This window comes from Alteromonas sp., from assembly GCF_984505615.1.
The window spans coordinates 217,978-243,459 of sequence record NZ_CFHOXV010000001.1 but is presented as its reverse complement, the minus strand read 5'-3'; the positions used below and the strand labels follow the sequence as shown (position 1 = coordinate 243,459).

Annotated in this window: 24 protein-coding genes; 17 read left to right on the top strand and 7 right to left on the bottom strand. The window is 51.2% G+C overall.

The annotated features are described in order from the left end of the window. The 8 genes from AC4PME_RS01015 to AC4PME_RS00980 are packed head-to-tail and all read left to right on the top strand — an operon-like array spanning position 1 to position 6,811. Positions 1 to 810, top strand: a complete 810-nt coding sequence (locus AC4PME_RS01015) for a beta-ketoacyl synthase chain length factor (RefSeq protein ID WP_491044493.1) — start codon at positions 1 to 3, stop codon at positions 808 to 810. Beyond that, positions 811 to 2,385 (top strand): NAD(P)/FAD-dependent oxidoreductase, encoded by a 1,575-nt coding sequence (locus AC4PME_RS01010; RefSeq protein ID WP_491044494.1) that lies wholly within the window; start codon positions 811 to 813, stop codon positions 2,383 to 2,385. It begins immediately after the preceding gene. Further along, positions 2,382 to 2,975, top strand: coding sequence for a COG4648 family protein (locus tag AC4PME_RS01005; RefSeq protein WP_119502385.1), 594 nt, complete (start codon positions 2,382 to 2,384; stop codon positions 2,973 to 2,975). The genes AC4PME_RS01010 and AC4PME_RS01005 overlap by 4 nt, the downstream gene beginning before the upstream one ends. Continuing rightward, positions 2,968 to 3,351 (top strand): ApeI family dehydratase, encoded by a 384-nt coding sequence (locus AC4PME_RS01000; protein WP_119502384.1) that lies wholly within the window; start codon positions 2,968 to 2,970, stop codon positions 3,349 to 3,351. The genes AC4PME_RS01005 and AC4PME_RS01000 overlap by 8 nt, the downstream gene beginning before the upstream one ends. Then, positions 3,348 to 4,094, top strand: coding sequence for a glycosyltransferase family 2 protein (locus tag AC4PME_RS00995; RefSeq protein ID WP_119502383.1), 747 nt, complete (start codon positions 3,348 to 3,350; stop codon positions 4,092 to 4,094). Before AC4PME_RS01000 ends, AC4PME_RS00995 begins: the two co-directional genes overlap by 4 nt. 10 nt (positions 4,095 to 4,104) lie before the next feature. Then, complete coding sequence (locus AC4PME_RS00990; protein ID WP_491044495.1) at positions 4,105 to 5,106, top strand: lysophospholipid acyltransferase family protein; 1,002 nt, start codon at positions 4,105 to 4,107, stop codon at positions 5,104 to 5,106. Then, positions 5,106 to 5,561, top strand: a complete 456-nt coding sequence (locus AC4PME_RS00985; RefSeq protein WP_119502381.1) for a hotdog family protein — start codon at positions 5,106 to 5,108, stop codon at positions 5,559 to 5,561. Before AC4PME_RS00990 ends, AC4PME_RS00985 begins: the two co-directional genes overlap by 1 nt. A gap of 14 nt (positions 5,562 to 5,575) precedes the next feature. Then, on the top strand, positions 5,576 to 6,811 hold the full coding sequence (locus tag AC4PME_RS00980) for a beta-ketoacyl-ACP synthase (RefSeq protein ID WP_491044496.1): 1,236 nt from the start codon (positions 5,576 to 5,578) through the stop codon (positions 6,809 to 6,811). A gap of 97 nt (positions 6,812 to 6,908) precedes the next feature. Here AC4PME_RS00980 and AC4PME_RS00975 read toward each other — a convergent pair whose 3' ends face one another. After that, positions 6,909 to 8,276, bottom strand: a complete 1,368-nt coding sequence (locus tag AC4PME_RS00975) for an AMP-binding protein (protein WP_491044497.1) — start codon at positions 8,274 to 8,276, stop codon at positions 6,909 to 6,911. Between the two features lie 265 nt (positions 8,277 to 8,541). Here AC4PME_RS00975 and AC4PME_RS00970 point away from each other — a divergent pair, with 265 nt between their 5' ends. From AC4PME_RS00970 to AC4PME_RS00935, 8 genes are read left to right on the top strand one after another with little or no spacing between them, the layout of a single operon-like run. After that, a complete protein-coding gene (locus AC4PME_RS00970; RefSeq protein ID WP_491044498.1) occupies positions 8,542 to 9,480 on the top strand; it encodes a chorismate transformation FkbO/Hyg5 family protein in 939 nt (312 codons plus the stop codon). Positions 9,481 to 9,532: 52 nt separating this feature from the next. Then, complete coding sequence (locus tag AC4PME_RS00965) at positions 9,533 to 10,354, top strand: lysophospholipid acyltransferase family protein (RefSeq protein WP_491044499.1); 822 nt, start codon at positions 9,533 to 9,535, stop codon at positions 10,352 to 10,354. Beyond that, positions 10,351 to 10,605 (top strand): acyl carrier protein, encoded by a 255-nt coding sequence (locus AC4PME_RS00960; RefSeq protein ID WP_119502376.1) that lies wholly within the window; start codon positions 10,351 to 10,353, stop codon positions 10,603 to 10,605. Before AC4PME_RS00965 ends, AC4PME_RS00960 begins: the two co-directional genes overlap by 4 nt. A gap of 4 nt (positions 10,606 to 10,609) precedes the next feature. Next, positions 10,610 to 11,026, top strand: coding sequence for an acyl-CoA thioesterase (locus tag AC4PME_RS00955; RefSeq protein ID WP_303572736.1), 417 nt, complete (start codon positions 10,610 to 10,612; stop codon positions 11,024 to 11,026). Further along, positions 11,023 to 11,757 (top strand): outer membrane lipoprotein carrier protein LolA, encoded by a 735-nt coding sequence (locus tag AC4PME_RS00950; protein WP_491044500.1) that lies wholly within the window; start codon positions 11,023 to 11,025, stop codon positions 11,755 to 11,757. The genes AC4PME_RS00955 and AC4PME_RS00950 overlap by 4 nt, the downstream gene beginning before the upstream one ends. 6 nt (positions 11,758 to 11,763) lie before the next feature. Further along, positions 11,764 to 14,109 (top strand): MMPL family transporter, encoded by a 2,346-nt coding sequence (locus AC4PME_RS00945; RefSeq protein ID WP_491044501.1) that lies wholly within the window; start codon positions 11,764 to 11,766, stop codon positions 14,107 to 14,109. Continuing rightward, positions 14,102 to 14,833 (top strand): 3-oxoacyl-ACP reductase FabG, encoded by a 732-nt coding sequence (gene fabG, locus AC4PME_RS00940; protein ID WP_119502372.1) that lies wholly within the window; start codon positions 14,102 to 14,104, stop codon positions 14,831 to 14,833. Before AC4PME_RS00945 ends, fabG begins: the two co-directional genes overlap by 8 nt. A 34-nt stretch (positions 14,834 to 14,867) precedes the next feature. After that, positions 14,868 to 15,698, top strand: a complete 831-nt coding sequence (locus AC4PME_RS00935) for a hypothetical protein (protein WP_491044502.1) — start codon at positions 14,868 to 14,870, stop codon at positions 15,696 to 15,698. 72 nt (positions 15,699 to 15,770) lie between these two features. Here AC4PME_RS00935 and AC4PME_RS00930 read toward each other — a convergent pair whose 3' ends face one another. From AC4PME_RS00930 to AC4PME_RS00905, 6 genes are all read right to left on the bottom strand, one after another. Further along, entirely contained in the window at positions 15,771 to 17,219 is a 1,449-nt protein-coding gene (locus AC4PME_RS00930) for a TolC family protein (RefSeq protein ID WP_119502370.1), read from the bottom strand. Then, complete coding sequence (locus AC4PME_RS00925) at positions 17,212 to 20,394, bottom strand: efflux RND transporter permease subunit (protein ID WP_303572741.1); 3,183 nt, start codon at positions 20,392 to 20,394, stop codon at positions 17,212 to 17,214. The genes AC4PME_RS00930 and AC4PME_RS00925 overlap by 8 nt, the downstream gene beginning before the upstream one ends. A gap of 11 nt (positions 20,395 to 20,405) precedes the next feature. Further along, entirely contained in the window at positions 20,406 to 21,491 is a 1,086-nt protein-coding gene (locus tag AC4PME_RS00920; RefSeq protein ID WP_491044503.1) for an efflux RND transporter periplasmic adaptor subunit, read from the bottom strand. 203 nt (positions 21,492 to 21,694) lie between these two features. Continuing rightward, positions 21,695 to 22,024: a hypothetical protein gene (locus AC4PME_RS00915; protein WP_491044504.1), complete on the bottom strand. Its 330-nt coding sequence runs from the start codon at positions 22,022 to 22,024 to the stop codon at positions 21,695 to 21,697. Positions 22,025 to 22,255: 231 nt separating this feature from the next. Then, positions 22,256 to 23,152 carry a cation diffusion facilitator family transporter gene (locus tag AC4PME_RS00910; protein WP_491044505.1) on the bottom strand — a complete coding sequence of 299 codons (897 nt, stop codon included), beginning with the start codon at positions 23,150 to 23,152 and terminating at the stop codon, positions 22,256 to 22,258. Positions 23,153 to 23,332: 180 nt separating this feature from the next. Continuing rightward, positions 23,333 to 24,211 (bottom strand): LysR family transcriptional regulator, encoded by an 879-nt coding sequence (locus tag AC4PME_RS00905; protein WP_119502365.1) that lies wholly within the window; start codon positions 24,209 to 24,211, stop codon positions 23,333 to 23,335. Between the two features lie 234 nt (positions 24,212 to 24,445). Between AC4PME_RS00905 and AC4PME_RS00900 the strand changes: the two genes are divergently transcribed. Continuing rightward, positions 24,446 to 25,474 (top strand): hypothetical protein, encoded by a 1,029-nt coding sequence (locus AC4PME_RS00900; RefSeq protein WP_491044506.1) that lies wholly within the window; start codon positions 24,446 to 24,448, stop codon positions 25,472 to 25,474. The last annotated feature ends 8 nt before the right edge of the window (positions 25,475 to 25,482 follow it).

Below are 25,482 nucleotides of genomic sequence, written 5' to 3'. Positions count from 1 at the left end.
ATGCAGACAAGAGCACTGAAATGTAAAATTGCAGGCACCGGTGCCTGGGGCAGCTACTTTGAAAACTGGTCTGCACTTCAGGCGCTGCTCGGTGGCGCAGACTTACCGGAAGCAAAGCTGAAAAGCCCGAAACCCGGTATTATTCCCGCCAATGAAAGACGCCGGGCCCCGTTGCCGGTTAAGCTGGCGGTTGAGAGTTCATGGCAGGCGACGCAAGATGCCGGTGTTGAGCCCGATACCCTTACTTGCGTGTTTGTGTCTGGTCTGGGCGATACCGACCTGACCGACTACATGTGCAAAACGCTGGCGTCTGAACATAAAGAGTTATCGCCTACTAAGTTCCATAACTCGGTACACAACGCGCCGGCCGGCTACTGGACCATCAGTACGGGCACCATGAGCGCGGCCAATTCTGTTGCCGGATATGAAGAGTCGGTGTCGTTAACCATTCTTGAGGCCATGATTCAGTGCGAAACTGAAAACGTGCCCATGCTGCTCACTTTCTATGACGCGCCGGTGGCAGATATTCTGACGCCCGTGTTGCCAAACCAGGAAACCTTTGCGTTTTCACTGGTGATTTATCCGCACGATGCCAACGTGGAAGGCCAGGTGCTTACGGCAACGGTAAATCAGCAGGAAGATGCAAGCTGGCCGGAGCTCAACGCCGGCAGTACGTATCTCACAGAAATGTATGCGCAGAACCCGGCGGCAAAGGTATTGTGTGTTGCTGAGCTGTTGAATCAACCTGACGGGCAGATCACGATTCCGCTAAGCAGTGGAACCAGTCTCACTTTAGCTTGTGAAGGGTAAATGATGGATCAGATAAATACGGATATTATCATCGCCGGTGGCGGGCTGGCAGGCATGAGCCTGGCGCTGCAACTGCTTAACCGCGACGACACTTACGCCATAACCATAATTGAGAAAAACACCTTTCCGGTACACGACACCACGGCAAAAGTGGGGGAGTCTACGGTTGAAATTGGTGCGCACTACTTTACAGATGTACTTGGCCTGAAAGACCATTTCAAGGAAAAGCATCTGCGTAAGTACGGCCTCAGGCTGTTCTTCGGCAAAGTGCAAAACGACTACAGCGATTATGATGAACTGGGCGTCAGCGAGCTTTTCGGCATTCCGGCTTACCAAATTGAACGTGGCACGCTGGAAAACTACCTCTACACCATGCTGAAAGAAAAAGGCGTGGTATTTCTTGATGGCGCAGTACCTGAAGACATTGAACTGGGCGATAAAAATCACACTGTGGTTTGCCGTCGCGGTGACGAAACGATCACCGTTCAGGGACGCTGGTTAGTCGACGCAGCGGGCCGTCAGGCGTTGCTACGTAATAAGCTGAACTTGCAGACTGAAACTGGCCATCAAGGCAACGCGGTCTTTTTCCGGATCAATAAGCGGGTCATTATCGATGAATGGTCTGATAATGAAGCCTGGCAAAATCGTGTCCTCGAACCGGGTAAACGCTGGTTAAGCACCAATCATCTGATGGGCCCGGGTTACTGGGTGTGGATTATTCCTCTTGCGTCCGGCGCCACCAGCTTTGGTATCGTCATGGACGATAAAGCGCTGGCCGACAGCAAAATCAGCTCCTTTGAAGACACCATGGCATGGTTACAACAAGAACATCCACTCTGCGCAGAGGCCATTGAAGGGGCGGAACTGCTCGACTTTAAAGTCATGCAAGGCTATTCCTACGGCTGCAAGCAGATGTTCTCAGACTCTGGCTGGGCCATGACAGGTGAAGCCGGCGCCTTTGCTGACCCTTTCTATTCACCGGGCAGCGATTTCATCGCACTGAATAATACCTTTGTTACCCATCTTATCGAGCGTGACAGGAAAGGGCAGGACATTCGTTTTGAAGCGGCCTTGTTCCACAAGTTTTACGACTCGTTCTTTGAGAACACTCTGTCAATTTACAAAGATCAGTACGGCGGTTTTGGCGATCGTAAGATGATGTCGATTAAGCTGGTCTGGGATTACACCTACTACTGGGGTGTGTTTGCCTTGCTGTTTTTCACCGACGCCATCGGCGACTTAGATACCATGCGTAAAATTACCCCGAACCTGCTGAAAACCCAGAAGCTGAATAAGAAAATGCAGATGTTGCTGGCTGAAAGAGCACAGAAGCGTTTGGTTTTACCCGCCAAAGGCAGCTTTATGGATCAATTCCTGGTGCCTTGTCTGGGCGAGCTCAACGACGTACTGAAAAACCCGGATATTGATGTGGAAATGGCACTGGATAAGAACATTGCCATTATGCAGAAAATTGTCCCGTACTTTGAAGATATGCTGAGCGACGAAGCGACCACGCAGATTGATGATGAAGAACGGGCGGTGCTGGGCAATTACAGGCAAAGCGTGCTGGCGTGAGTGCATCACCGCGGCAGCGAGGCCCGAAGGACTTAATTCCGCTGCTCTTTGTACTCGTGTCTGTGGCTTACCCCTTTGTGGTGTGGCTTAACATCGACACGATAGACCCCCGCTGGTTCGGTGCGGTGTTACTGTTAGTGTCCATCTTCAGGCTGGTGGTTGCAGGAAGGAGTCGTAAAACCAGTGACTGGTTGATGACTGCCGTGATTGCGTTATATTGCGCCGGGGTTATATTTCTGAACAGTGAAATACTGCTGAAATGTTACCCTGTGATCATGAGCGCCGGAATGGGACTGCTGTTCCTGATTTCGTTGCTTGATGAGCACACCCTGATAGAGCGCTTCGCCCGGGCTGGTGGGCACAATCCGCCGGCACAGGCGAAAGGATATCTCAGGGCGCTGAGCCTGGCGTGGGGGCTGTTGTTGTTGCTCAATGCAGCGGTGGCCGCCTGGACAGCCTGGTTTAGCAGTTTAGCAGTATGGACACTCTACAACGGTTTACTGTCCTACCTGATTTTTGCCGTATTTGTGGTTGCTGAATTACTTTTCCGGCGCCACTACAAAAAGAAGCATAAGATTGTTGATGACTGATATACATGCGTTGAAAGCACTGTTTAACGCGCAGGAAGGGCCGGATATTACGGCCGTAAATATGGGTGAAGCGTCTGCTGAGATTACGCTTAAGGTAAGCGAAGATCTTGCCTGGTTCGACGGTCACTTTCCTGATCATAAAGTGCTGCCCGGTGTGGTGCAGATAGACTGGGCGGGAAAGCTGGCAAAAGCGTTGTTTGTCAGCGATAGCCGTTTTCATCAACTCACCAACATCAAATTCAAAACCATGGTCATGCCGGGTGCAAAGATGCAGCTCACGCTCAATCACAATGCAGCTAAAGGCAGTGTGTCGTTTCACTTCTCCAACGAAACGGACTCATTCTCCACGGGCAGTTTTAAGTTTTCCGCATCATGAAATATTGCATTATTGTTCCTCATTACAAACACGAAGTGCTGTTTGAAAAGTTTCTGCCGGCGCTGGCATCACTGAATTTACCCTGCATTGTGGTAGATGATGGCAGTGGTGAAGAAAGCGTGGCGAAGGTGGAAGCACTACTTAAACCTTACCCGGATTTTCATCTTGTCAGACACCAGACGAACCGTGGTAAAGGTGCTTCGGTGATCACCGGCTGCTATCACGCCAGTGCCCTGGGCTTTAGCCACGTGTTGCAACTGGATGCCGATGGCCAGCACAACATCGATGACGCGCAAAAACTGCTGGATTACAGTCGCTCACACCCTGATTCCTTTATTTCCGGTCAGCCTTATTTTGATAAAACCGCGCCATTCGCCAGAAAATACGGCCGTAAAATTACCGATTTCTGGGTAGCGCTGGAAACACTGTCTTTGCAAATTAAAGACGGCCTGTGCGGCTTCAGGGTGTATCCCATCAAACAAATTGAGCGGGTTTTCGATAATTACTACCTTGGCCCACGCATGGATTTCGACCCGGAATTGCTGGTGAAAGCGGTATGGGCAGGCATCGATTTGCACTTCATTCCTACTAAGGTGATTTATCACGAAAACACCGTATCCCATTTTCATTATCTGAAAGATAACCTCATGCTGATCCGGCTGCATGTACGGTTGATGTTTGGCATGCTTATTCGCTTGCCAAAACTGGTAGTCACCCGCGTTCGTGCCTTGTTGGGTAAGTAAAGAGGAAGCGATGACTACGTCAGATAAAACTTCAGAACAGCAGGCGCACTGGTCGCAAACCCGTGAAGCCGGCACCATGGCAGCCATGCGACTGGTGTTTTTTATTTACCGGCTGTGCGGCCGCAAAGTGTTTTCAATCATCATGTATCCGGTGGCGCTGTATTTTGTGCTGTGTCGTAAGGAGCAGCGTGAGGCATCGCTGCAATACCTGACCGCTCATTACCGGTTTAAGCCTGAGATCTGGCAAAGTAAGACGGGTTACCGTCATGTGCTGCTGCATTTCAAAACCTTTGCTGAAGTGATTCTGGATAAGATGCTGGGCTGGCTGGATGAAATCTCAGAAAAAGACTTTGTACTCAGCTCGCCGGAGAATATCGAAGCCCTGCACAACGATGACAGAGGGCAGCTTATAATCGGTTCTCATTTCGGTAACCTGGAGTTTTGCCGGGGCTTTATGCACCGTTACCGCAGCAAGGTCATCAACATATTGGTTTACGACAAGCACGCCGGCAACTTCGTTAAAATGATGCAGGACGAAAATAACGAATCCCGTCTTAATGTCTTTCAGGCTGATGAGTTTGATGTCACCACCATCATGATGCTGAAGGAAAAAATTGATGCCGGCGAGTGGGTGTTCATTGCCGGCGACCGTGTTCCCCTGAGTGGCCTGGAACGCACCGTTGATGTTCAGTTTCTGGGTGAAAATGCGCCACTGCCCATCGGTCCCTACATGCTTGCAAAAGCGCTGGCGTGTCCGGTTAAGCTGATGTTTGCTTATCGCTGTGAAGCGTCAGACAATAAGGTGTTGTTTGATGTGGCACCTTTGTGTGACAAATTGCAAATCAACCGCAAGACCCGCCAGCAGGACTTACAGCATTATGCGCAACAGTTTGCGTCTAAACTGGAAGAGCATTGCTTGAACGCACCGTATCAATGGTTTAATTTTTATGATTTCTGGCAGCCCGGCGACACCACGTTATTAACAGCGGTTACCACAGAGGAAGGGAAGTAATGTCGCAGGAAACCCGTTTCGACAGCCGGTTGTTTGAGTTAATTCCTCACCGTCCGCCCATGTTACTGATTAACGAAGTACTGGATGTCACCGAAACCTCATCGGCATCGCGCACGTACGTAGATGACGAAAGTCCGTTTTTTGAAGCCGGTAAGGGCGTACCTGCCTGGATTGGTCTGGAATACATGGGCCAGACTGCCGCACTCATTGCCGGTCATCAGCTCGCGCTGGGGAAAGTTACGCCGCACCTGGGGTTTCTGCTCGGAACGCGCTCATTTAAAACCCATTGCGATTACTTCGCGCCGGGTAAGTACACGGTGCGCTGTGAAGAAAAAGCGCTGGTGGGTGACGGGCTTGCAACGTTCGATTGCTTCATTGAAAATGAGCCGCAAGACGGCAGTGAAGTGCAGTGTTTGGCTACGGCGAGTTTGTCGGTTTTCCGCCGGCCTGTTTAAGAAAAGGATGTAGTTTGAATAACAATAATGACAGACGGGTTGTGATTACCGGAGCCGGTGTAGTGTCTGCGTTGGGTGATGAATGGTCGCAGGTAAAATCTGCGCTTCAGTCGATGAAGTCAGCAGTATGCTATATGGAAGACTGGAAAAAGTATGACGGTCTTGGCACTTATCTGGCTGCTCCCATTCACGACTTTGCTTTGCCCGATCACTACACCAAAAAGAAAAAGCGTAGCATGGGCCGTGTTGCCCAAATGGGTGTGCTGGCGACTGAGCGGGCGCTGGCTGATGCCGGCCTGACTGATGATGCAGTGATCCGCTCTTCTGCGACGGGTGTGGCTTACGGTTCTGCCACAGGCAGCAGTGAGGCAGCACTGGAATTTGCCCCTATGCTGGAGAACTTTTCGACTTCCCGCATCAACAGCAGCACCTACCTGCGCATGATGAACCACACCGCGGCTGTGAATATCAGTGTGTATTTTGGTACTCAGGGCCGCATGTACACCACTTCGAGTGCCTGTACCGCGGGTAGCCAGGCCATTGGCTATGCGTATGAAGCCATTAAGTTTGGTCAGCAGGACGTAATGATTGCCGGTGGCGCAGAGGAATTGTGTCCCTCCCAGGCAGCGGTATTTGATACCTTGTTCGCGGCCAGCACCAAAAATGATACCCCGGAAGCCACGCCCAGGCCATACGATCGCGATCGTGATGGTCTGGTACTGGGTGAGGGGGCGTGTACGCTTATTCTTGAATCTTACGAACATGCTAAAGCCCGTGGCGCCAACATTCTGGCAGAAGTCACCGGTTACGCCACCAATACCGACGGCGCTTATTTAGTTAAACCTAACCCTGAAACGGTGCAACGTGTCATGGCCTCAGCCATGAAAGTTGCCTGTGTAACCGCCGACGACATTGGTTATGTATCGGCACACGGTACGGCAACGCAGCACGGTGATATTGTCGAAAGTAATGCGACTTATCAGGTTGTCGGCGCCAAGCCCATTAGTTCACTGAAAAGCTATACTGGCCATACGCTAGGCGCGTGCGGCTCATTTGAGGTGTGGGCGACCGTTAATATGATGAAAGAAAACTGGTTTGCACCCACACTGAATCTGGATAATGTTGATCCGGAATGTGCACCGCTGGATTACATCCGTCAGGAATGCCGCGAAATCAAAACCGATTGCTTCATGAGCAATAACCTCGCCTTTGGCGGTATCAATACCTCGTTGATCATAAAGCGGGTTTAAACGCAAAACATTGCCAGCTGAGCAGTGAAATAACAAACAAAAAGGGCGTCACGAATTTTTCGGGACGCCCTTTTTTATTCAACTGCCGGTAAGCTGATTACCTTTTCTTTTTCAGTGACGCATGTAGCGCATCAATGTTTTTGCGCAGCAGCTTACCGTTAGGTTCGCGGGGCAGGGCATCCACCACGTACACAGGTCGCGGCACAAACGCACTGTCTAAACGCGCTTGTAAAAAGCGCACCAATTCGGCTTTTTCTACCCCCGGCTTCAGCGACACAATGGCGACAAGGCGGGTAACCGGCCCGGCTGATTCAGGATGAATCACAATGCCATCTTCCAGTCCCTTAAACGTCAGCAGCGTTTGATTAATGGTAAACAGTGAACCCCGTTTACCGGCAATCTTTATCAAGTCGCTTGCCCGGCCAGACAACACAAAGTGATTGTCATCTTTAAATTCAATGAAATCTTGCAGTACGGTATCTGAGGGCAAATGTTCAGCGCGCACCGTGGTGGTACCGTCGTTCTGCGCAAAATCAATGCCTTCAAACTTCAACCAGGCTTGCTCTTTGGCAGAACGTCGTACCGCCATCGAGCCCACTTCACTGCAACCGTACACTTCTCTTAAAGGCGCGTTGAATTTCTGCTCCACTTCGGTGGCCAGTTCTGTGGTAAGCGGGGAAGTGGCGCACAGCACAGAGTGGGCGCGAACTTCAGAGGTCATACCGGCACACAGCGCCCGCAAATGTACAGGGGTGGAAACCAGTTGTTTGGGTTCCGGCAGAGCTGCAAAGGTGTCCAGAATGTCCTGCGGGAACAGGGGTTTTGCATCACTCATGCACACTTTGCTGAATAACGGCAGCAACGCGGAAGTTTCAAAACCCCACATATGTTGGGCGGGCATGGTGGCCAGTTGATATAAGGTCTCTTCACAATCAGGGAGCATGAAGGTGTAGTTGATCAGGCTGCTGCGGTGCAAGGTGCGCCAGTATTTGAGATTAGGCTTTGATTTTCCGGTAGAGCCGGAAGTGAAACTGATGCAGGCCAGAAAATCATCCGCAATGACGGGTACAGAAAAATCGCTGCTGTCTGCCTGCGGGCATTTCACCGACAGAATATTAAATGCAGGGATAGCGGCACTGATTTCACTCCCGTCGTGAATAATAAAACAATCCCCGTAGTCCCCGTTCATCTGCTCCTGGGTGGCGATATTTTTATCCGGCGGTAACAAGGTCGTCGCGCCCCGTAGAACAGCGGCACACAGTCCCACCAGAAACAGGTAACGGTTCTCACACAGGTTAATCGCATGACCCTGACAGGTCAGAGCTTCTGCGACCTGCTTCACATGAGAAAGAAAGCGGGAGGCAGTAACCGGCCCGGTATTGAGAGCCGCAGCATCGACAGGCCGGGTCAGATAAGCAATTGTGTCTTCTGCTTCACGGGTAAAAAGGGGAAAAGTATCAGGCATGAAAGAGTTATTTACTGGTGTTCACGAATGTTAACAGCCATGGTAAAGGGTGAGTCCATTCGCTTTATTTTCAATTTTCGCTAGTTTAAACTACCGCCAGATTAAAAACTAATTTTGTGTCACGGAATGATTACCTGAAGCGGTGATTAGCGGCAGGGCGCGCAGACAGGCCGGGCCTTGTGTATTACCGCCGGTTTGCTGATATTTGTGCCATGTGAATGGCTGCCTCATTCCTGTTTGAAATTACACCACATCCAGTTGTCTCATGTTAAAACAGCATTTTTGTTCCACCCCCGCCAAAGCTCTGCAATCCCGTGAGGATGTTCTTGCGGTAATGCCTCTTATCAACCAGTGTGAACCTTTCGGGAATGGCCTGATTGCAACAGGGCTTGAAGAAGCGGGCTCTGAAGCAATCAATGAAATGTGGACGGTGAAGGGCAAAGTGACCCGTGGCCAGACCGGACGTTGTTACTGGTCTGAAACGGACGATGTAATTTGCGTTGCACACTGGCTGACAAAAGATGAATGCGGCGATATTGAGCAACACACGCAAACCGCGTACGGGGCAATTCTGGGTGTGCTGAATGAGAAAGGGTTCGCGCATCCGTTCCGCTTCTGGAATTATCTGCCGGCGATAAATGCCGGTGACGGCGACCATGAGGTGTATAAAAAGTTTTGCACCGGTCGTCTGAAAGCATTTGAAGAAGCCGGTATTTCTCCTCAGGCTTTCCCCGCTGCATCAGCGTTGGGGCATCATAACGAGGGTGCTGTATTTTATGTGTTCGCCAGCCGCGTTAAGCCACGGCACTACAATAACCACCATCAGGTCAACGCCTACGAATATCCCCGCCAGTATGGTATTTCCAGCCCCTCATTTGCCCGTGCAACTGCATTGACACTGAATGGCACTCACTTTTTATTTATCTCAGGAACGGCCAGCATTACTGGCCATCAGACACTGGGAGAGGGAGATATTGAAAAGCAGCTCACTGTGACCATGGGAAATATCCGTCATTTGCTTGATACAGCGAATCCGGAGCAGTGCCCGTTGTCAGCCTTTAAGGTCTATGTCCGTCACGAAAAGGATGTCGCCTTTATCCGTGACTGGCTGAGCAGGCATTACCCTGACGTTGAAGCGGTGTACACCCTGGCCGATATCTGTCGTAAAGACCTGCTGGTTGAAATCGAATGTTTCTGTGTCTGAGCCGGTATCTGTCTCTGAAACAGCAAGGCTGTTGCCGCACCGGAGCGCTGGTATGCTGTTAGCTAAACTGCGCAAAAGCTGGCAAATCCTCAGCGCCGGTGTGAGTTATTCGCTGTTTGGTGCAGGGGCTTTGCTGGTCGGTGTTTTCTTCCGGCTGATGAGTCCTGTCACTATTATTTCGCCGGCGAAAAAGCAACGCATGATCCGTTGGTGTATTCATAAAGGGTGCCTGACATTTATTCGTATCATGCGATTTTTTGGCCTTATCCGGTATTCGTTCGATGTGGATTCTATGCACAAAGCCCGCCCCGGGCACATTGTTATAGCGAATCATCCGTCACTGATTGATGTGGTGCTGCTGCTTGCTGTGAATAAGCAGATGTGTTGTTTCGTGAAAAGCGCCATTTGGGATAACTTTTTTACCGGTGCGGTGGTGCGCCAGGCCGGATTTATTCCTAACAATGCTGAACAGGTATTGCCTATGGCGGCGGCCAAACTGGAAGCCGGGGAGAATATTCTGATTTTTCCTGAAGGCACGCGGACCAAAGAAGATAACGTTTTGCGCTTTAAAAGGGGAGCTGCCAATATGGCGGTGGCCGTTAATGCCTCCATCATGCCTGTGATGATAGAGTGCTACCCCCGGGCGCTGAAAAAGGGCGATAAATGGTATGATATCCCGGAAGGCGGCCCGGCATTTACACTGCGTTCAGGTGAATTACTTGCACTGGATGACTGCATAGACACTACGTTACCGCGACCTAAGCAGTACAGACATCTGACTCAGTTTTTGGAAAACTATTACAACAAACAGCTGTCTACAGAGACAACGGCCACGCCGGAACAGCTGGAAAATCAAAGAGGGAATGCGTTATGAATGCGGAAAAAGAAAATATCCTGGCACAGGTCAGAGACACCTTAGTCGACCTTTTCGAGCTGGAACCGGCGGAAATCGTGCCTGAAGCCCGTCTTTACGAAGACCTGGATATCGACAGCATTGATGCCGTAGATTTACTGGTTGACCTGAAAAAGACCATTAACGTAGAAATCTCTCCGTCTCAGTTCAAGCAGGTGAGAACCATACAGGACGTCGTTGACGTACTTGCTGAGTTACCGGCGAAAGCGTAAACCGATGAAAAAAAATCGCCTGAATATCGACATTCCTTTTTTCGATGTGGATGCGTACCGCGTAGTTTGGCACGGTAACTATCCTAAATACATGGAAATGGCCCGCTGTGCGTTGTTGTCTGAAATAGGCTGTCCGTACAGTGTGATGGAAGAGCAGGGGTTCTTTTTCCCCATCGTTGATATTCAGGTTAAATACATCAAGCCTTTGCTGTTTGAGCAAAAAGTCGTGGTGGAATCCTGGCTGACTGAATGGGAAAACCGCCTGAAAATCAGCTATGCCATCAAAGATCGTGATACCGGTGAGGTGTTCACTAAAGGCAAGACCACCCAGTTTGCGGTGGCCATGCCGGAGCAGATTACCCAGTACGAGTCTCCGGCATTTCTTACTGACGCCGTCACTGCATGGATAAATAAACCATGAGCCGCCGCCCCGCGCTCATCAGTTTGCTGACTGTCTGGCTGACAGGACTGGTGACAGTGTTGCCGGCTATGGCGGATGCAGATCCTTCCCGGGAAGTTGAAGACAAGGCCACCGAAGAGCAGTTACTCTCTTCCATGTTTCCTTCCGGCTGTCACTTTTCCGGCCAGTTCAGCCAGCAAAAATCTATGCAGGGCCTGCCTGTACCGCTTAAATCTGCCGGTGATTTTTATTATTCCTGCGATTTAGGACTGGTATGGCATACCAGCGAGCCCTTCAGTGAAGCCATATTGTACGTGAACAGCACCAACAATTTCCGCGCTGAAGACGATGGCACATTAACGCCTCTCAGCGGCGTCGCCCGATATATTATGTCAAACATTTTCGTTCGTTTGCTGAAAGGCGACACCGGCTATTTTACTGATGAATTTGCGGTCACTCAGGAACCGGACGGTACATTGCTACTCATCCCTGAAAGCGAAATGATGAGAAAAGGACTGAAAGCTATCCATATCGCCAAATCCGCGACCGGAGACGGAGATGCCCCGCAACCTGCCGTAACGATTAAAGTCACAGACGCAACCGGGCAGAATACGCAGGTGCTTATTGATCAGATTGAGGAATACAGTTTCGAGGGCAAGCGGAAAGCCTGGGAACAATGCGAAACACTGTATTCCGGTAAAACAAACTGGTGTCGCGTTCTGCTTTCACCCGCCCGCTTCGACGCATTCTGATCAACGATGATGTCGTTTTTTCTCCGGCTGTGCTTCATCGCTACCCTACTGGCCGGCGTGCTGCTTGTTGTTATCAATCCGCAGGCAGTGCAGATTGATACGAATCTCAACGACTTAAATCCGGATAAAGTACGTGACCCCGCCCTGCAACATGCGCTGGACGCGTTAACTGTTGACATTAGCCAGCGCTTTATGGTGGTTGTGCAGAGCGACGACGATAAGCGCACCGAACAAGCTGCCCGTTCACTACAAAAGGCTTTGGATGTCGTGCCAGGCCTGCACGTTGCCCTTGATAATGAAATGCAGACCGCATGTTTGCCTGCTATTACGCCCTTCAGGTTTAATTTTCTCAGTGATTCTCAACGGGAAACCCTCAACGACAAAACCCCTGAACAACTGGCCGCAGCGGCGCAGCGAAAACTTTATCAGTTGGGAGAGGGCGTCAGACTGGTTCCCTTTGAACAGGATCCCCTCGGCTGGTTTTCAGATTATCTTATCGGGATGTCGGCACGTCTTGATCCGTCCATGGTGGCTGAAAAGCGCACCGGAGCCGTTACGTCATTCAGCGTGAGTTTCACTGATTTTCCCGCCGGTATGGCACAGCAGTATGCTGTTTACGAACAAAGCAAAGCCGCAGAGCAGGCCGTCAGTGAAGAGTTTGATGTGTCCGTGCTGCATTCCGGGATGTTCTTTTTTGCTGTGGATTCAGCGCAGTCAGCCAAAGCGGATATTCAGCTTATTGCTGCAGGCTCAATAGCCGGCGTACTGGTGCTGATGTTGCTGGTTTTCCGTTCGTTATTACCGTTAAGCCTGGCCCTTGGCTCCATTGCCGCCGGTGTGGGGGCCGGTATTCTCGCCAGCGTATGGGTATACGGTTCTGTGCATGTGCTGACCATTGTTTTCGGTGCCAGTCTGATTGGTATTGTGGTGGATTATTCACTGCACTATTTCTATCACTTCTTATCAGCAGCACAGTCACCGGCGCAGCCAGCAAATGAGAAAGCCCGTGCCAGCGGTCATGATACCGTGTTGTACCGCGCCATGGTGCTGAGTGTGATTACATCGCTGGTGGGTTATGGTGCCCTGAGCCTGGCTGAACTTACCATTCTTAAGAAAATTGCTCTGTTTTCCTGTGCAGGGCTGGCCATGGCCTGGCTGAGCGTCATGCTGCTGGGGCCGTTAGTGGTGCGCCGTCCCATCGAAGCCAGACAGCCGTTGCTGAAAGCTGTGATTCGTGCTTGTCAGCGTGTCACTGCACGACGACCCCGCGCTCTGGCTATTGCCGGACTCGCTATGGCGGCGGTCAGTGCCTTGTACCTGTACGCCGGCGGACTGCAGGTGAATGACGATCCCAGACGCTTTTTCCATGTTTCTCCTGCCTTACTTGAGCAGGAGCAGGCTGTATCGGCGCTGACTCAGGTATACGAGCCCGGTCGTTATCTGCTTATCCGCGGGCAACAGCCACAACAGATTTTTGATGCACTGGACCGTTTGCTGAGCTCAGAAGGTGTGCCCCGCGATTCAGTGAGCAGCATCGCTGACTGGTTGCCTTCACCTGAAGCACAAAAAGCGGATTATGCATTGCAGGCAAAACTCTACAGTGATGGCGGCGTGCTTGATGTCTTTGCCCGCGCGCTGGGTCTACCGGCAGAGTCTGTTGCACCGGTAAAAGCGGCTTACGTTGAGGGTGCCGGCAAGGTACTGGATTTTACCGGTTTGTCTGAACGAGTTGATGGCCTGCCGCCGCTCTGGTCTGCAGGAAGCGGGGCCGCTGACAACAAAGAAATAATCAGTTTTGCGCTTATCCGAAAAAACAGCGATTTAGCTGCCATAGAAAAAGCGGCGGCTGCCATTCCTGAAATTGACTATGTGAATACCCTGGGCAATGCCACTCTGGCACTAAAGTCCCAGCGGGAAACCGGTGCCATTCTGCTGGTCATTGCCTACGGTCTGGTCGGACTGCTGCTGGCGCTCTGGTACCGCAGCGCCGGGGTCATCCGTCTGCTGCTCATTCCTGCATCTGCAAGCCTGATTGCCGTGGCGCTGGTGCTTCTGTGCGGTCAGGCCCTCAATGTGTTTCATGTCATGGCACTGTTTCTGGTGCTGGGACTCGGCATGGATTACATCATCTTTGCCCGCGAAATGGCGGATAAACCGGACACTACCCAACAAGCAATTTTGTTGTCTGCAGTAACCAGCCTCCTGTCTTTCGGCTTGCTGGCATTCAGCGATATGCCGGTGGTTCAGGCCTTCGGCAGCATTATTCTGATTGGAAATACGATTAATTTTATTGCGGCAATAAGCCTGTTTAACGGTGAGCCTGACAAGAAGGAAAAAGGATCTCATGTCTGAACAAAAAAGAATCCTCGTCACGGGAGCAAGCAGCGGTATCGGAAAGGCCACTGCCTACAAAATGGCTGCGCAAGGTTTTGCGGTAGCGGTACATTACCGCAGCGGTAAAGACGCTGCTGCCAAAGTGGTCGAGGATATAATTGCCGGCGGCGGCAGTGCCGTGGCCCTGCAATTTGATATTGCCGACAGAGACGGAACACGCACCGCCATTGAAGCCGATATTGAACAAAACGGTGCTTATTACGGTGTGGTCTGTAATGCCGGTGTTACCCGCGATACTGCCTTTCCTGCCATGACCGGCGAAGAGTGGGATGGCGTGGTACACACCAATCTGGATGGTTTCTACAATGTGCTGCATCCGGTGATCATGCCCATGATCAGACTGCGTCAGGGCGGACGTATTGTCACCCTGTCCTCGGTTTCCGGCCTGATGGGCAACCGCGGGCAAACGAATTACAGCGCGTCTAAAGCCGGCATTATCGGTGCCACTAAAGCGCTGGCTATTGAGCTGGGTAAGAGAAAGATCACAGTAAACTGTGTTGCACCGGGCGTCATTGAAACCGGTATGATTGAAGGGGCGGTGGCAGACGAAGCGAAGAAAATGATTCCCCTTGGCACCTTCGGTCATGTGGATGATGTGGCCAATACCATCGGCTTTCTGATGTCAGATGAAGCCCGCTATATTTCCCGTCAGGTGATCAGCGTCAATGGCGGTATGTACTGATTTTGAAGTGAAGTGATCTCAACGAAATGGAGTAATGATGAGATATATAACAACAGCCGTAATGGCAATCGGATTATCGGTCAGCGCCTTGTCTTTCAGTGCAATGGCGGAATTAGGCCCTGAGGAACAGAAGCTGGCGGACATGATGCTTTCCGGCGATATGGTTCAGTTAAAAACGGCGTCAAAACGTATATTCAGTATCAAAATTGCCGATCCTGAATTACTGGATATTGCTGCGGCTATTCTGCTGAAGAAATATCCCCATGCGGTGCGCAGTGATGTGGACTCCCTGGCATGGCTGGCACGTGCCATTGGTGCATCTGAAAATGGCCGCTACTACGGCGTGTTGTCTGAAGTGGTGGAAAACACACAGATAGACAAGCTGGAACGCCATGCTGACACCGCTCTCGACGAGTTGCCGGGTGCAGAGGGAGAGCAGTTTGTGGCTGGCATGTACACGTTGCCGGAAGATCTTTACAGCAAAGAGGCCGACGCAGATGTAGTCAGTCGTCTTAAAGAGATGATGCTGGCCGGCGACCTTGCCAGTCTGAAACGGGCGGCACAGGAAATGTCATCAAAAGAGCTTCGCAGCGAGGCCCTGTGTGATTTAGCTGCGGAAATATTACTGAGAAACTATGCCACAGCACAGAAAAATCAGGCGGATACTTTTGCCTGGCTGACCAATGCTATCGGCCGCAGCGGAATGGCGCGCTACCGCGATGCATTGCGGGAAGTAGAAGAGCACAGCGAAATCAGAAAGCTGCGCCGCTATGCAGAGTCGAACCGTGATGAACTCAGTGAAGAAACAACAGAACAGTACCGCAAAGGCATGATTGATATTCCTCTGCCGGACTATGCATTCTGAGGAAATACAGCCTGAAAAAAAGCGGATAACAAATTGTCCGCTTTTTTGTTTCCGGCAAGGTTTGGCTAAGCCTTAGCTGCGCCAGCCGCCGCCCAGCGACTGATACAGCTCCACCAGTGCAGTGAACTGCTCTTTGCGGGTATCAATCAGTTCACTTTTCGCTTCCAGTGACTCCCGGCGTGCCAGCAACACTTCCAGGTATTCACCACGGGCAGAGGCGAACAGTTTGTTGGCAATATTCACCGACGCTTCCAATTGTTCGATCTGGGCTTGTTTTGCTGCATAGCTGTTGCTCAGGTTATCCAGAGCAGACAAGCGGGTGGAAACCTCAGAGACTGCCCTGACAACGGTGTACTCGTATTCGTAGGCAGCCTGAATTTGCTCAGCACTGGCATTCTTATACTCAGCTTCAATCGCACGGCGGTTGATCAGCGGCGCAAAAATATCGCCGGACAGTGACCAGGCAACAGACTCCGGCGTGTCCAGAAGATACCGCGTATCAAAGGACTCCAGTCCCACACCGGCTTTCAGCGCGAAAGAAGGATAGAAGTTGGCGCGGGCAACGTCGATATTCAGCTTCGCTGCCTGCAGTGTCAGCTCAGCCTCACGAATATCGCTGCGGTTGGCAAGCAGTTCTGACGGCACGCCGGCAGAGGGCTTTGTCAGTGATGCTGTCATCAGACGTTCAGCGTTACGCGCAATGGGTTGGGGAGGCCGTCCCAACAGCAAATTAAGCTTGTTCTCAGTGGCAGCAATTTCCTGTCTGACCTGATACCGCTCGCTCTTATTCTTATTCACTTCAGCCGCAAAGCGGGTGAGTGGTAAAGACGAAGAGCGGCCATAGTGTTTAAGTTGCTCAAGGGTGTTGAGCACATGTTGCTGAATATCGATATTGGCATCCAGATTCGCAAGATGGTTATCCAGCGCCAGCAACTCGTAGTAAGTGCGGGCCACTTCCGCCACCATTTCAGTGACAAAGAACTTGCGGCTTTCAATACTGGCCAGATATTCCAGTGACGCCACCTTAGAGGCGTCACGGAGTTTATGCCAGACATCCAGCTCCCAGGAAGCATTCAGGCCAAGACGCAGATTTGCCAGCGGATCAGGAAATTCCCTCTCTTCGCGGATAGCCAGCTGTTTTTCCACCGCGCCGTCACGGGTATATTCACCGGCTTTTTCCACGCCGGCTTCAGCACCGGCAGACACCTGAGGCAGGTATTCCCCTTCCCTGGCATAGACCTCATTGGCCGCCATATTAATGCGCTGCAGCATCATGGCGACTTCCTGATTATTTGCCAGCGCAGTGTCTACCAGCGCAATGAGATCCGGGTCATTAAACCAGTCTTCCCAGTTTATATTCACCGGCGTCTCTGTCGTTTCAGGTGTGAATTGTTCCGGCATTGCCACACTGGCGTCGCGGGTTTCGATGTCGGGTATGGCACAACCCTGCAGCAGTAAAGCCGCACTTACCGCGACAACAAGCGGTTTCAGACTAAGGGTAAAACAGCGTGATTTAGTCATTGTCACTCTCCTTATCGTTGTAGTGGTAAGTTTCGGTGAAGGGCAGCTGGTCTTCATTTTTGATGAGGGATTTGCCGTCGCCCAGTTTGGCGAATAAATAGTAAAGGCCGGGGATCACCAGCACGCCGAAGACCGTACCTGTTACCATGCCGCCCAGCGCAGATGAACCGATTGTACGGTTGCCCACTGCACCGGCACCGGTAGCGATAACCAGCGGGATCAGGCCGGCAACAAAGGCGAAGGAGGTCATCAGAATTGGCCGGAACCGTGCGGTTGCCGCTTCCACTGCCGCTTCTTTAATAGATAAGCCCTGTTCTTTTTTCTGCACGGCGTATTCCACAATCAATACGGCGTTTTTACCCAGCAGACCTACCAGCATGACAAGACCGAGCTGGGCATAAACGTCGTTTGCCAGACCCATCATTTTCAGCATGGCCAGCGAGCCGAAGATACCGGTTGGCAAGGCGAGAATAACGGCAAAGGGTAACAACAGACTCTCGTATTGCGCTGCCAGTACAATGTACACGAACAGCAGTACCACCACGAAAATCACCACCGCTTCATTGCCCCGTCTGGCTTCATCAAATGACAAACCTTCCCAGCCAATGTCGTAGCCCCGTGGTAGTGTTTCCGCCGCCACTTCTTCCACAGCCTTAATGGCATCTGCAGAGGTGTAACCGGCAGCCGGTTCAGCACGGATGGCCGATGAGGTATACAGGTTGTAGCGGGTGATCTCGTTAGGACCTTCGGTTTTGATTAATTTCATAAACGCAGAGTAGGGCACCATTTCCCCTTCTTCATTCCGCACATAGTAATCCAGCAGATCGCTGGGATAACGGCGGTATTCAGGAGCTGCCTGAGTGTACACTTTGAAGAAGTTATTGAAGCGGGTGAAACCCTGCTCATAAGTACTGCCGATCAGGATATCGAGGTTTTCCATTGCCGCTTTAATGGAAACGCCTTTTTGCATGGCGGCCTGGTTGTCGATTTCTATTTTGTACTGGGGATAATCCGCGGCATAGAAAGTAAACAGTCCTTTGAGCTCTTTGCGCTTACCCAGTTCAGCCATGAAGTCTTTGTTGATGTCATCGAATTCATGGTAATCCGTGGTGTTAGTCTTATCCAGCAGACGGAACGACAGGCCGGATGAGGCACCGTAACCCGGCACAACAGGGGGTTCGAAATACTCAATGACTGCACCGAGGTGGTGGGCCTTCTCTTCCAGTTCCTCAATGATTTCCGGAATAGTCTGCTCACGGTCTGCCCAGTCTTTGAGGTTAATCAGACAGGTACCGGCGTTGGAACCCCGTCCTTCTGTCAGGATTTCATAGCCTGCCAGCGAAGATACCGAAGACACGCCTTCAATTTCCAGCGCCATTTCCTGCAATTCTCTGGCAACTTTATTGGTTGCTTCCAGTGTACTGCCGGGGGGCGTCTGGATAATAGCGTAGATTTGTCCCTGATCTTCACCGGGAATAAAACCTGCCGGTAAGTTAGCGTTTACTCCCACGGTACCGGCAACAAAGGCTACCAGTAAAACGGCGGTTACCGTGCGACGGGTAACCACAGCCCGTACCAGACCCGTGTAGCGACCGGTAACTTTATCAAACACGCGGTTAAAGCTGTTGATGAACATACTTACAGGCGTGCGTTTCTGTGGCTGACCGTGATGATTCTTCAGCAACATGGCGCACAATACCGGCGTCAGTGACAGCGCCACAATACAGGAAATGATAATGGCAGATGCCATGGTAATGGAGAACTGACGGTAGAAAACGCCCACCGGACCGGTCATGAAGATAAGCGGAATAAACACCGCCACCATCACCAAGGTAATGGCAATAATTGCGCCGCCCATTTCGCCCAGAACCTGCCGGGTGGCGTTGTAGGGCGTGATGGCTGCATCGTCTTCCATCTTGGCATGCACGGCTTCCACCACCACAATGGCGTTATCCACCACAATCCCGATAGCCAGAACCATCGCAAACAGGGTGATAAGGTTGATGTTGACGTCGAAGGCCTGCATACAGAAAAAGGTACCAATCAGCGATACAGGTACGGCGATGATGGGAATGAGGGTAGAGCGCCAGTCACCGAGGAAAATAAACACCACCAGAGATACCAGCACAAATGCTTCGGCCAGCGTATGCAGTACCTGCTCAACAGACGCATCAAGGAATTTGGATACATCGTAGTTGATTTCGTATTCCATGCCCGGCGGGAAGGTATCCTGCAGCTCTTCCATCTTGGCTTTCACCTGCTCAATCACGTCGCTGGCGCTGCTGCCGTAACTTTGTTTAAGCACAATGGCTGCTGAAGGATAGCCGTCTTTGTTGGAGTAAATATCAAAGAATTCACTGCCCAGTTCCACGTCAGCCACATCGCCCAGTTTCAGCAATTTACCGTCGGAATCTGCACGGATAATGATGTTCTTGTATTCTTCCGGTTTGTTATACCGGCCTTCATACACCAGTACATATTCCTTGGACTGGGCACTTAACCCTGAGCTGCGTCCCAGACGGCCCGGCCGTCCTATCAGGCTCTGCTCGTCCATGGCCTCCATAATTTCCTCAGTGGAAATATTGTAGGCCCGCATGCGGTCAGGTTTCAGCCACACACGCATGGCGTACTGACGGCTACCAAGAATTTTAGCGCTGGCGATACCGTTCACACGCTGAATTTCAGGAATGATATTGATGTTGGAATAGTTATACAGAAACTTTTCATCCGCATCTTTATCCGTGCTGAACACGTTGATATACATCAGCATGCTGGGTTGCACGCGGTTTACCACCACCCCTTCAAGCTGAACGAGTTGCGGCAGACGGTTTTTGATCTGATCAAGCCGGTTCTTCACGTTCATCAGTGCCTGATTAGGATCCACACCCAGCTCGAAAATCACCTGAATCGTGGCTTCACCGGCGCTGGTGGCGTCAGACACAATGTACTTCATGCCCGGCACACCGTTAATGGAGCGCTCAATAGTAACCAGAGAGGACTTTACCAGCACATCAGCATTGGAACCCGGGTATGCCAGAGAGATCAGTACCCGTGGCGGGGCAATATCCGGATACTGGGATGTAGGTAAAGAAAAAATCGACAATACGCCCAGAAACACAATCATGAGCGACAGCATAATGGCCATGACAGGCCGCTTTATAAAAACTCCAAACATAATCGCGACCTTTACTCTGCTGCCAGCTCAAGGCTGTCGAAGACTTCTTCAGGAGAAACCATGTCTGCTTTGATTTGCTGACCGTCCCTTACGCGGCGTAATCCGTCGATAAGCACGGTGTCACTCTCTTCCAGTCCGCTTGCCACAATGAATACATGGGGAAGTTCTGCGGCAATCTGAATGTGTCTGGTGTGCAGAGTATTATTGTCGTCTACGACGTACACATAGGTTTGATCGAGTATGTCGAAAGTGGCTTTTTGCGGGATCAGCACACTGTCAGGATAGTCAACGTCCATCAGTACGTTACCGGTTTGTCCGTGACGCAGCAGGCCATCGGGATTCGGGAACGAAGCCCGCATTTCTATGGTACCTGTGGTGTTGTCAAAGTCTGCTTCAATGGTATCGATATGGCCGGGTTGTTCGTACACCGAGCCGTTAGCCAGCTTCAGCCGCACAGTGGTTTCAGTGATATCCTGACCGCGCTGAACATAATCCAGATACTGAGATTCCGGCATATTGAAATACACCCACATGGTGCTGAGATCAGATAAGGTGGTGAGCAATTCACCTTCATCCAGCAGGCTGCCGGTACGGGCTTCAAGGTGGTCCATTTTGCCGGTGAACGGCGCGCGGATGTCGGTAAAATCCAGGTGGGTTTGTGCCAGCGCTACCTCTGCTAGGGCTTTGTCATACCCGGCTTTGACGACTGCCAGTTCTGTATCAGACACAATATCCTGCGATTGCAGCGAACGGGTATTTTCGTATTCCACTCTGGCTGCTTCCGCCTCTGCCTGTGCCTTGTGAAGCTCTGCTTCATAGACTGCCGGCATAATTTTGAACATAGGCTGACCGGCTTTTACCGTTTGCCCTTCATCCACAAAGGTGTTTTGCAGATAGCCTTTTTCCATGGCACGCACTTCGATGTGCTGAATGGCCCGGATTTGACTGACATACTCCTTCACTGTTGTGTTGTTCTGACGCAGAGGATGGGTGACATCAAACTCTACAGTTTGTTCATGGCCAGCGGTTTCATCGTGACCGCAGCCGCCAAGCAGCGCCGTCACTACACTTAAAGTCAGGATTGTTCTCGTTTTCATAGATCACTATTTTTATGGTTATTGCGCCTGCGCAGGGGCATGCGCAGGCACGACGCGGCCCCGTCACACACACTCAGAGTGTGTGGCGAAGAAAAGGCCGCAGAAATCCATCCGGTCAGAAATGGGATCTGTCCGGACTTGCCTGTGAGAAAAATATTGTTGAAGTGTCCCCGGAGCAGTGCGCAGGCACAATTCCGGAATGTTTACGCGTAGGGCGGCGCCCGGGGCGGAGGTAACTTGTAGCGGTAGGTGGACGGGGTGGTGAAGTGAGAGGGCCTGACGGAGACAAGCGCCGGAGCGCAGGCAGAAACAGTGAGAACTTCTGTGACCGGCACAGACGGGTCCGGTTGCTCTTCATCTGTATTATCGACTTCAAAACCCAGCGTACACATAGAGGCATCCACATGGGATGTCGTGACGGTGGTGAGGTAAACCTGTTTGTTTTCAATCAGAAATGCGCAGAACACCAGCAGCAGTAAAGCGGGAAGCTTTTGCCGGATAAATTGTTCGCGAAATTGCTGAAAATTTAACATGTTGAGTAGGTTACCACTAAAAAAAGCGCCGCAAATCCTACGCATTGCTGTACTGGCTGACAAGCAGATGTGAGATAACCTGAGGATTTTGAGGGTTACTTTATCGCAGGAGGAAAAGATTAACGGGAGTTGTAAATGTAACGCTGCCAGCTTGTTAAAATGCTGGCAGGTAAACAAGCTGGCGGGATTGAGCCATCTCCGGCATGGCTCAGTCAGACAACCGCCGGCAGCTTAGCCGGCGATATTCACGGTAATTTGCAGTTTAAGAGGCAAGTCAGACAGCTTTTCGCGGATGGTTTCACGGGTTTGCTCGATATCTTTCACGCGGATAACATCACTGTTATCAGGATAAAAATCGACATCTACCCACAGTTCGCGACCGACTTTGGCCACACCGGATAATTCAATTTCCTGGTCTGATTCTTCAACCGCAGCGGCCACACTTTCATCAATGGTTTGACGAAGCTCTTCTGCAGGCGCCATTAAGAACAGCTCACGCATTGCTGACATCAGCATCGTAAAAGGCACTTTGATGAAGAACGCTGATATCGCTAACATCATCACCGGGTCCGCATACACCGCAAAAGAGGCAAGGGGACTGAGTGATAACAACCAGGCAATCACAAATCCTGCTGTCACGGCTACACTCAATAATGTGTCCATCTGCCACTGACTGGCTTCAGCTTCAATCAGGCCGGATGACACACGTTTGTTCTTCGCAGCCACGTACCACCACACAAAAGCACAACCAATCACGTTAACCACACCGAATACGGTGGCGACTGACGCATCGACTTCATGGCCCCCTGTCAGCAGTGAAACAATGGCGGAGTAAAGGGAATAACCGACAACCAGCAGGATCACTGCACCTTTTACAGCTATAACGGCAGGTTCAAAAATGGCACGGCCAAAGGTGAAGCGGTCACAGGACGGGCGCATAATGAAACGGGAAGCTGCCAGCGACAATAAAGTTAACAGCAGGCTTACCAGTGAATACACACCGTCGAAAACAATGACCATTGAGTCAACAAACAGTCCGACCATCAGGCCAGCAACGGCAAAAAGGCCGGCAAAAAGGGCTGAAAGTGTCAGTGTTTGCTTTTCGTTATTACGGGTACGGGCACACATGGGAAAGTTAACCTCTGAAAAATCTGCGCTGATTTTCGCCCGGTGGCGGTAATTTACAATGACGATTTGGTCGTGTGACGGAGTGCTGACAGAGGGGCTCTTAACAATGTCTATTTAAAACAATGAGATAAAGATTAAACTTGCTGTCAATAATTTTGACAGCAGCCGCGTGCTTTTACATCAGAAGTCAAAAAGGTAGTCACTCAGCTTATCGGCAAGCCAGGCCATGGCCGGGTTTTCAGCACTGCCGTTGAGGCTGACCATGCAATAATCTTCCTGAGTAAGGCCATAAGTATGGCGGATAACCGACAGGCGCTGCTCACGTAAATGATGGCGGATGAGTGGTTCAGGCAGCACACCCCAGGCACTTTCAGTCAGAATGGTATTCAGCATAAATTCAAAACTGGAGAACCCGATGTAGTGGCGGGAGAAGGGTTCAAGACTGGAGTTATTCTGCTCATTCAGATACACCATCGCCGCCTGCATAGCATTGCGGAGATCTTCATCGGTTACCCGTTTCAGGCGGGTCAGAGGGTGGGAAGCACTGCACACCGACATCATACGAATTTTGCCCAGCGGCTTATAGCTGATTCTGGCATCATCGAAACGCTCGTAATCCACGCCAAAAGCATAATCCACCTGCTGGGTAGCAACCAGATTGGCAAGGTCACCGCTGGACGCCAGCACGAGGTTGAAGGACGTATTCGGAAACAGTTTATTCAGCGAGTGGATAAAGCCCTGCCAGACAGGGTCTGGCAATGAATCGTCCGGCGCAATCCATACTTCAGCAGCAAATTCACCGGTTACCTGCGCGCAGGTGCCGCGAATACGGGTGGCGGTGATGAGCATACTTTCGCAATCTTTATAAATGGCTTTACCCACTTCCGACAGCTCAATCTTGTTACCAGTACGCACAAATAAATCCACACCCAGCTCACTTTCCAGCACTTTAATGGCCATGCTCAGTTTGCTGCGGTTACATTCCAGCTGACGGGCAGCTTCCGATACCGAGCCTGTTTCGGCGATGGCACAGAAAGCTTCAATCTGCGACAGGTTCATAGGACTCCTGTTGAATGCCGGTGACTATCTGATGTGTTTAATCTGACCGGTGTGGTTAATCTGTCTGGTAGTGATTGATTGTACGTGTGAAACCGTCCCGCCGGTAGTCGCAGGTCAATGTATTTAATTCATAGTCCGGAGCCATTGCCATAAGTTATCAGGCAGTTGTTGGTTTCACAGGTTTTGTGTGAAGATGACACTCTCAGAAAACGTTTAAAAAAGGATTGTCTGACAATGAAACCCTCCCTGCTGACCGCTTTACTCCTTTGCTTAAGCTCATTGCGGGTGGATGCAGAGGTCGTCAGGCATCAGTTTGACGAAAATGTGTCTTTTCAGGCCGTAAGCTGGCAGGGCAGCCGCGTTGTGGCAACGGGTACACAGGGCGGTATTTACGTGTCAGAGGATAACGGCGCTCACTGGCAGAAAATTACTCCGCCGGCCGGGACGGATAACCGGCAATTCCGTGACAACCAGTCATTACCGGATGGCCGGTTACTGGTGATGAGTGCCGGTGAAGGTGCAGACTCCGGCGTTTTTCTCTCTGAAACAGCCATTTTTCCTGCCGGTACTTCTGAACCTCGCTGGCAGCAGGTCGCTGAGGGCGTTACCCCTGAAGCATTTTTTGACTGTTTTTATATGGCCGGCAGTCAACACGGCTGGCTGTACGGCGATTCTGATGACAAAGGGTTGTTTATACTAAACACCACAGACGGTGGCACGACGTGGCAGCGAACACCAATGCCGTTTACTGCACAGAAAGGGGAGGGCGGCTTTGCCTCAAGCGGCACATGTATAAACGGGCAAGGTAGTTTTATCGTTGCTGGCACCGGTAACAGTGCAGCGCCCCGCATTTTGCTGTTAAAAGAAGGCAACTGGCGGAGTATCGGGAGTCCGTTCAAAGGCGGGGAAGCATCCGGCATATTTTCTTTGCAACTGACCGGGCAACACGTCTACGCCGCCGGTGGCAGCCTTATGGACGCCGCGTCATCTGCCACAGCCATGATTTACGACCTCAACGCGGAACGATGGACAGCATTGCCCGGGTTACTCTTACATGGCGCTGTGTACGGCTCGGCATTATTACCCGCTGGTGAAGATCACAGTTACTGGATCAGCAACCCTGAAGGTGTGGCTATGCTAAAGCCCGGGACAGATAACTGGGAGATCATCAGTCGCAACAACATCTGGAGCCTTGCCTGCCAGCGCGGAAAAGGCTGTATCGGCGTTGGTAAAAACGGCGTTATTGAGATTTATCCGGAGTAACTGCAACG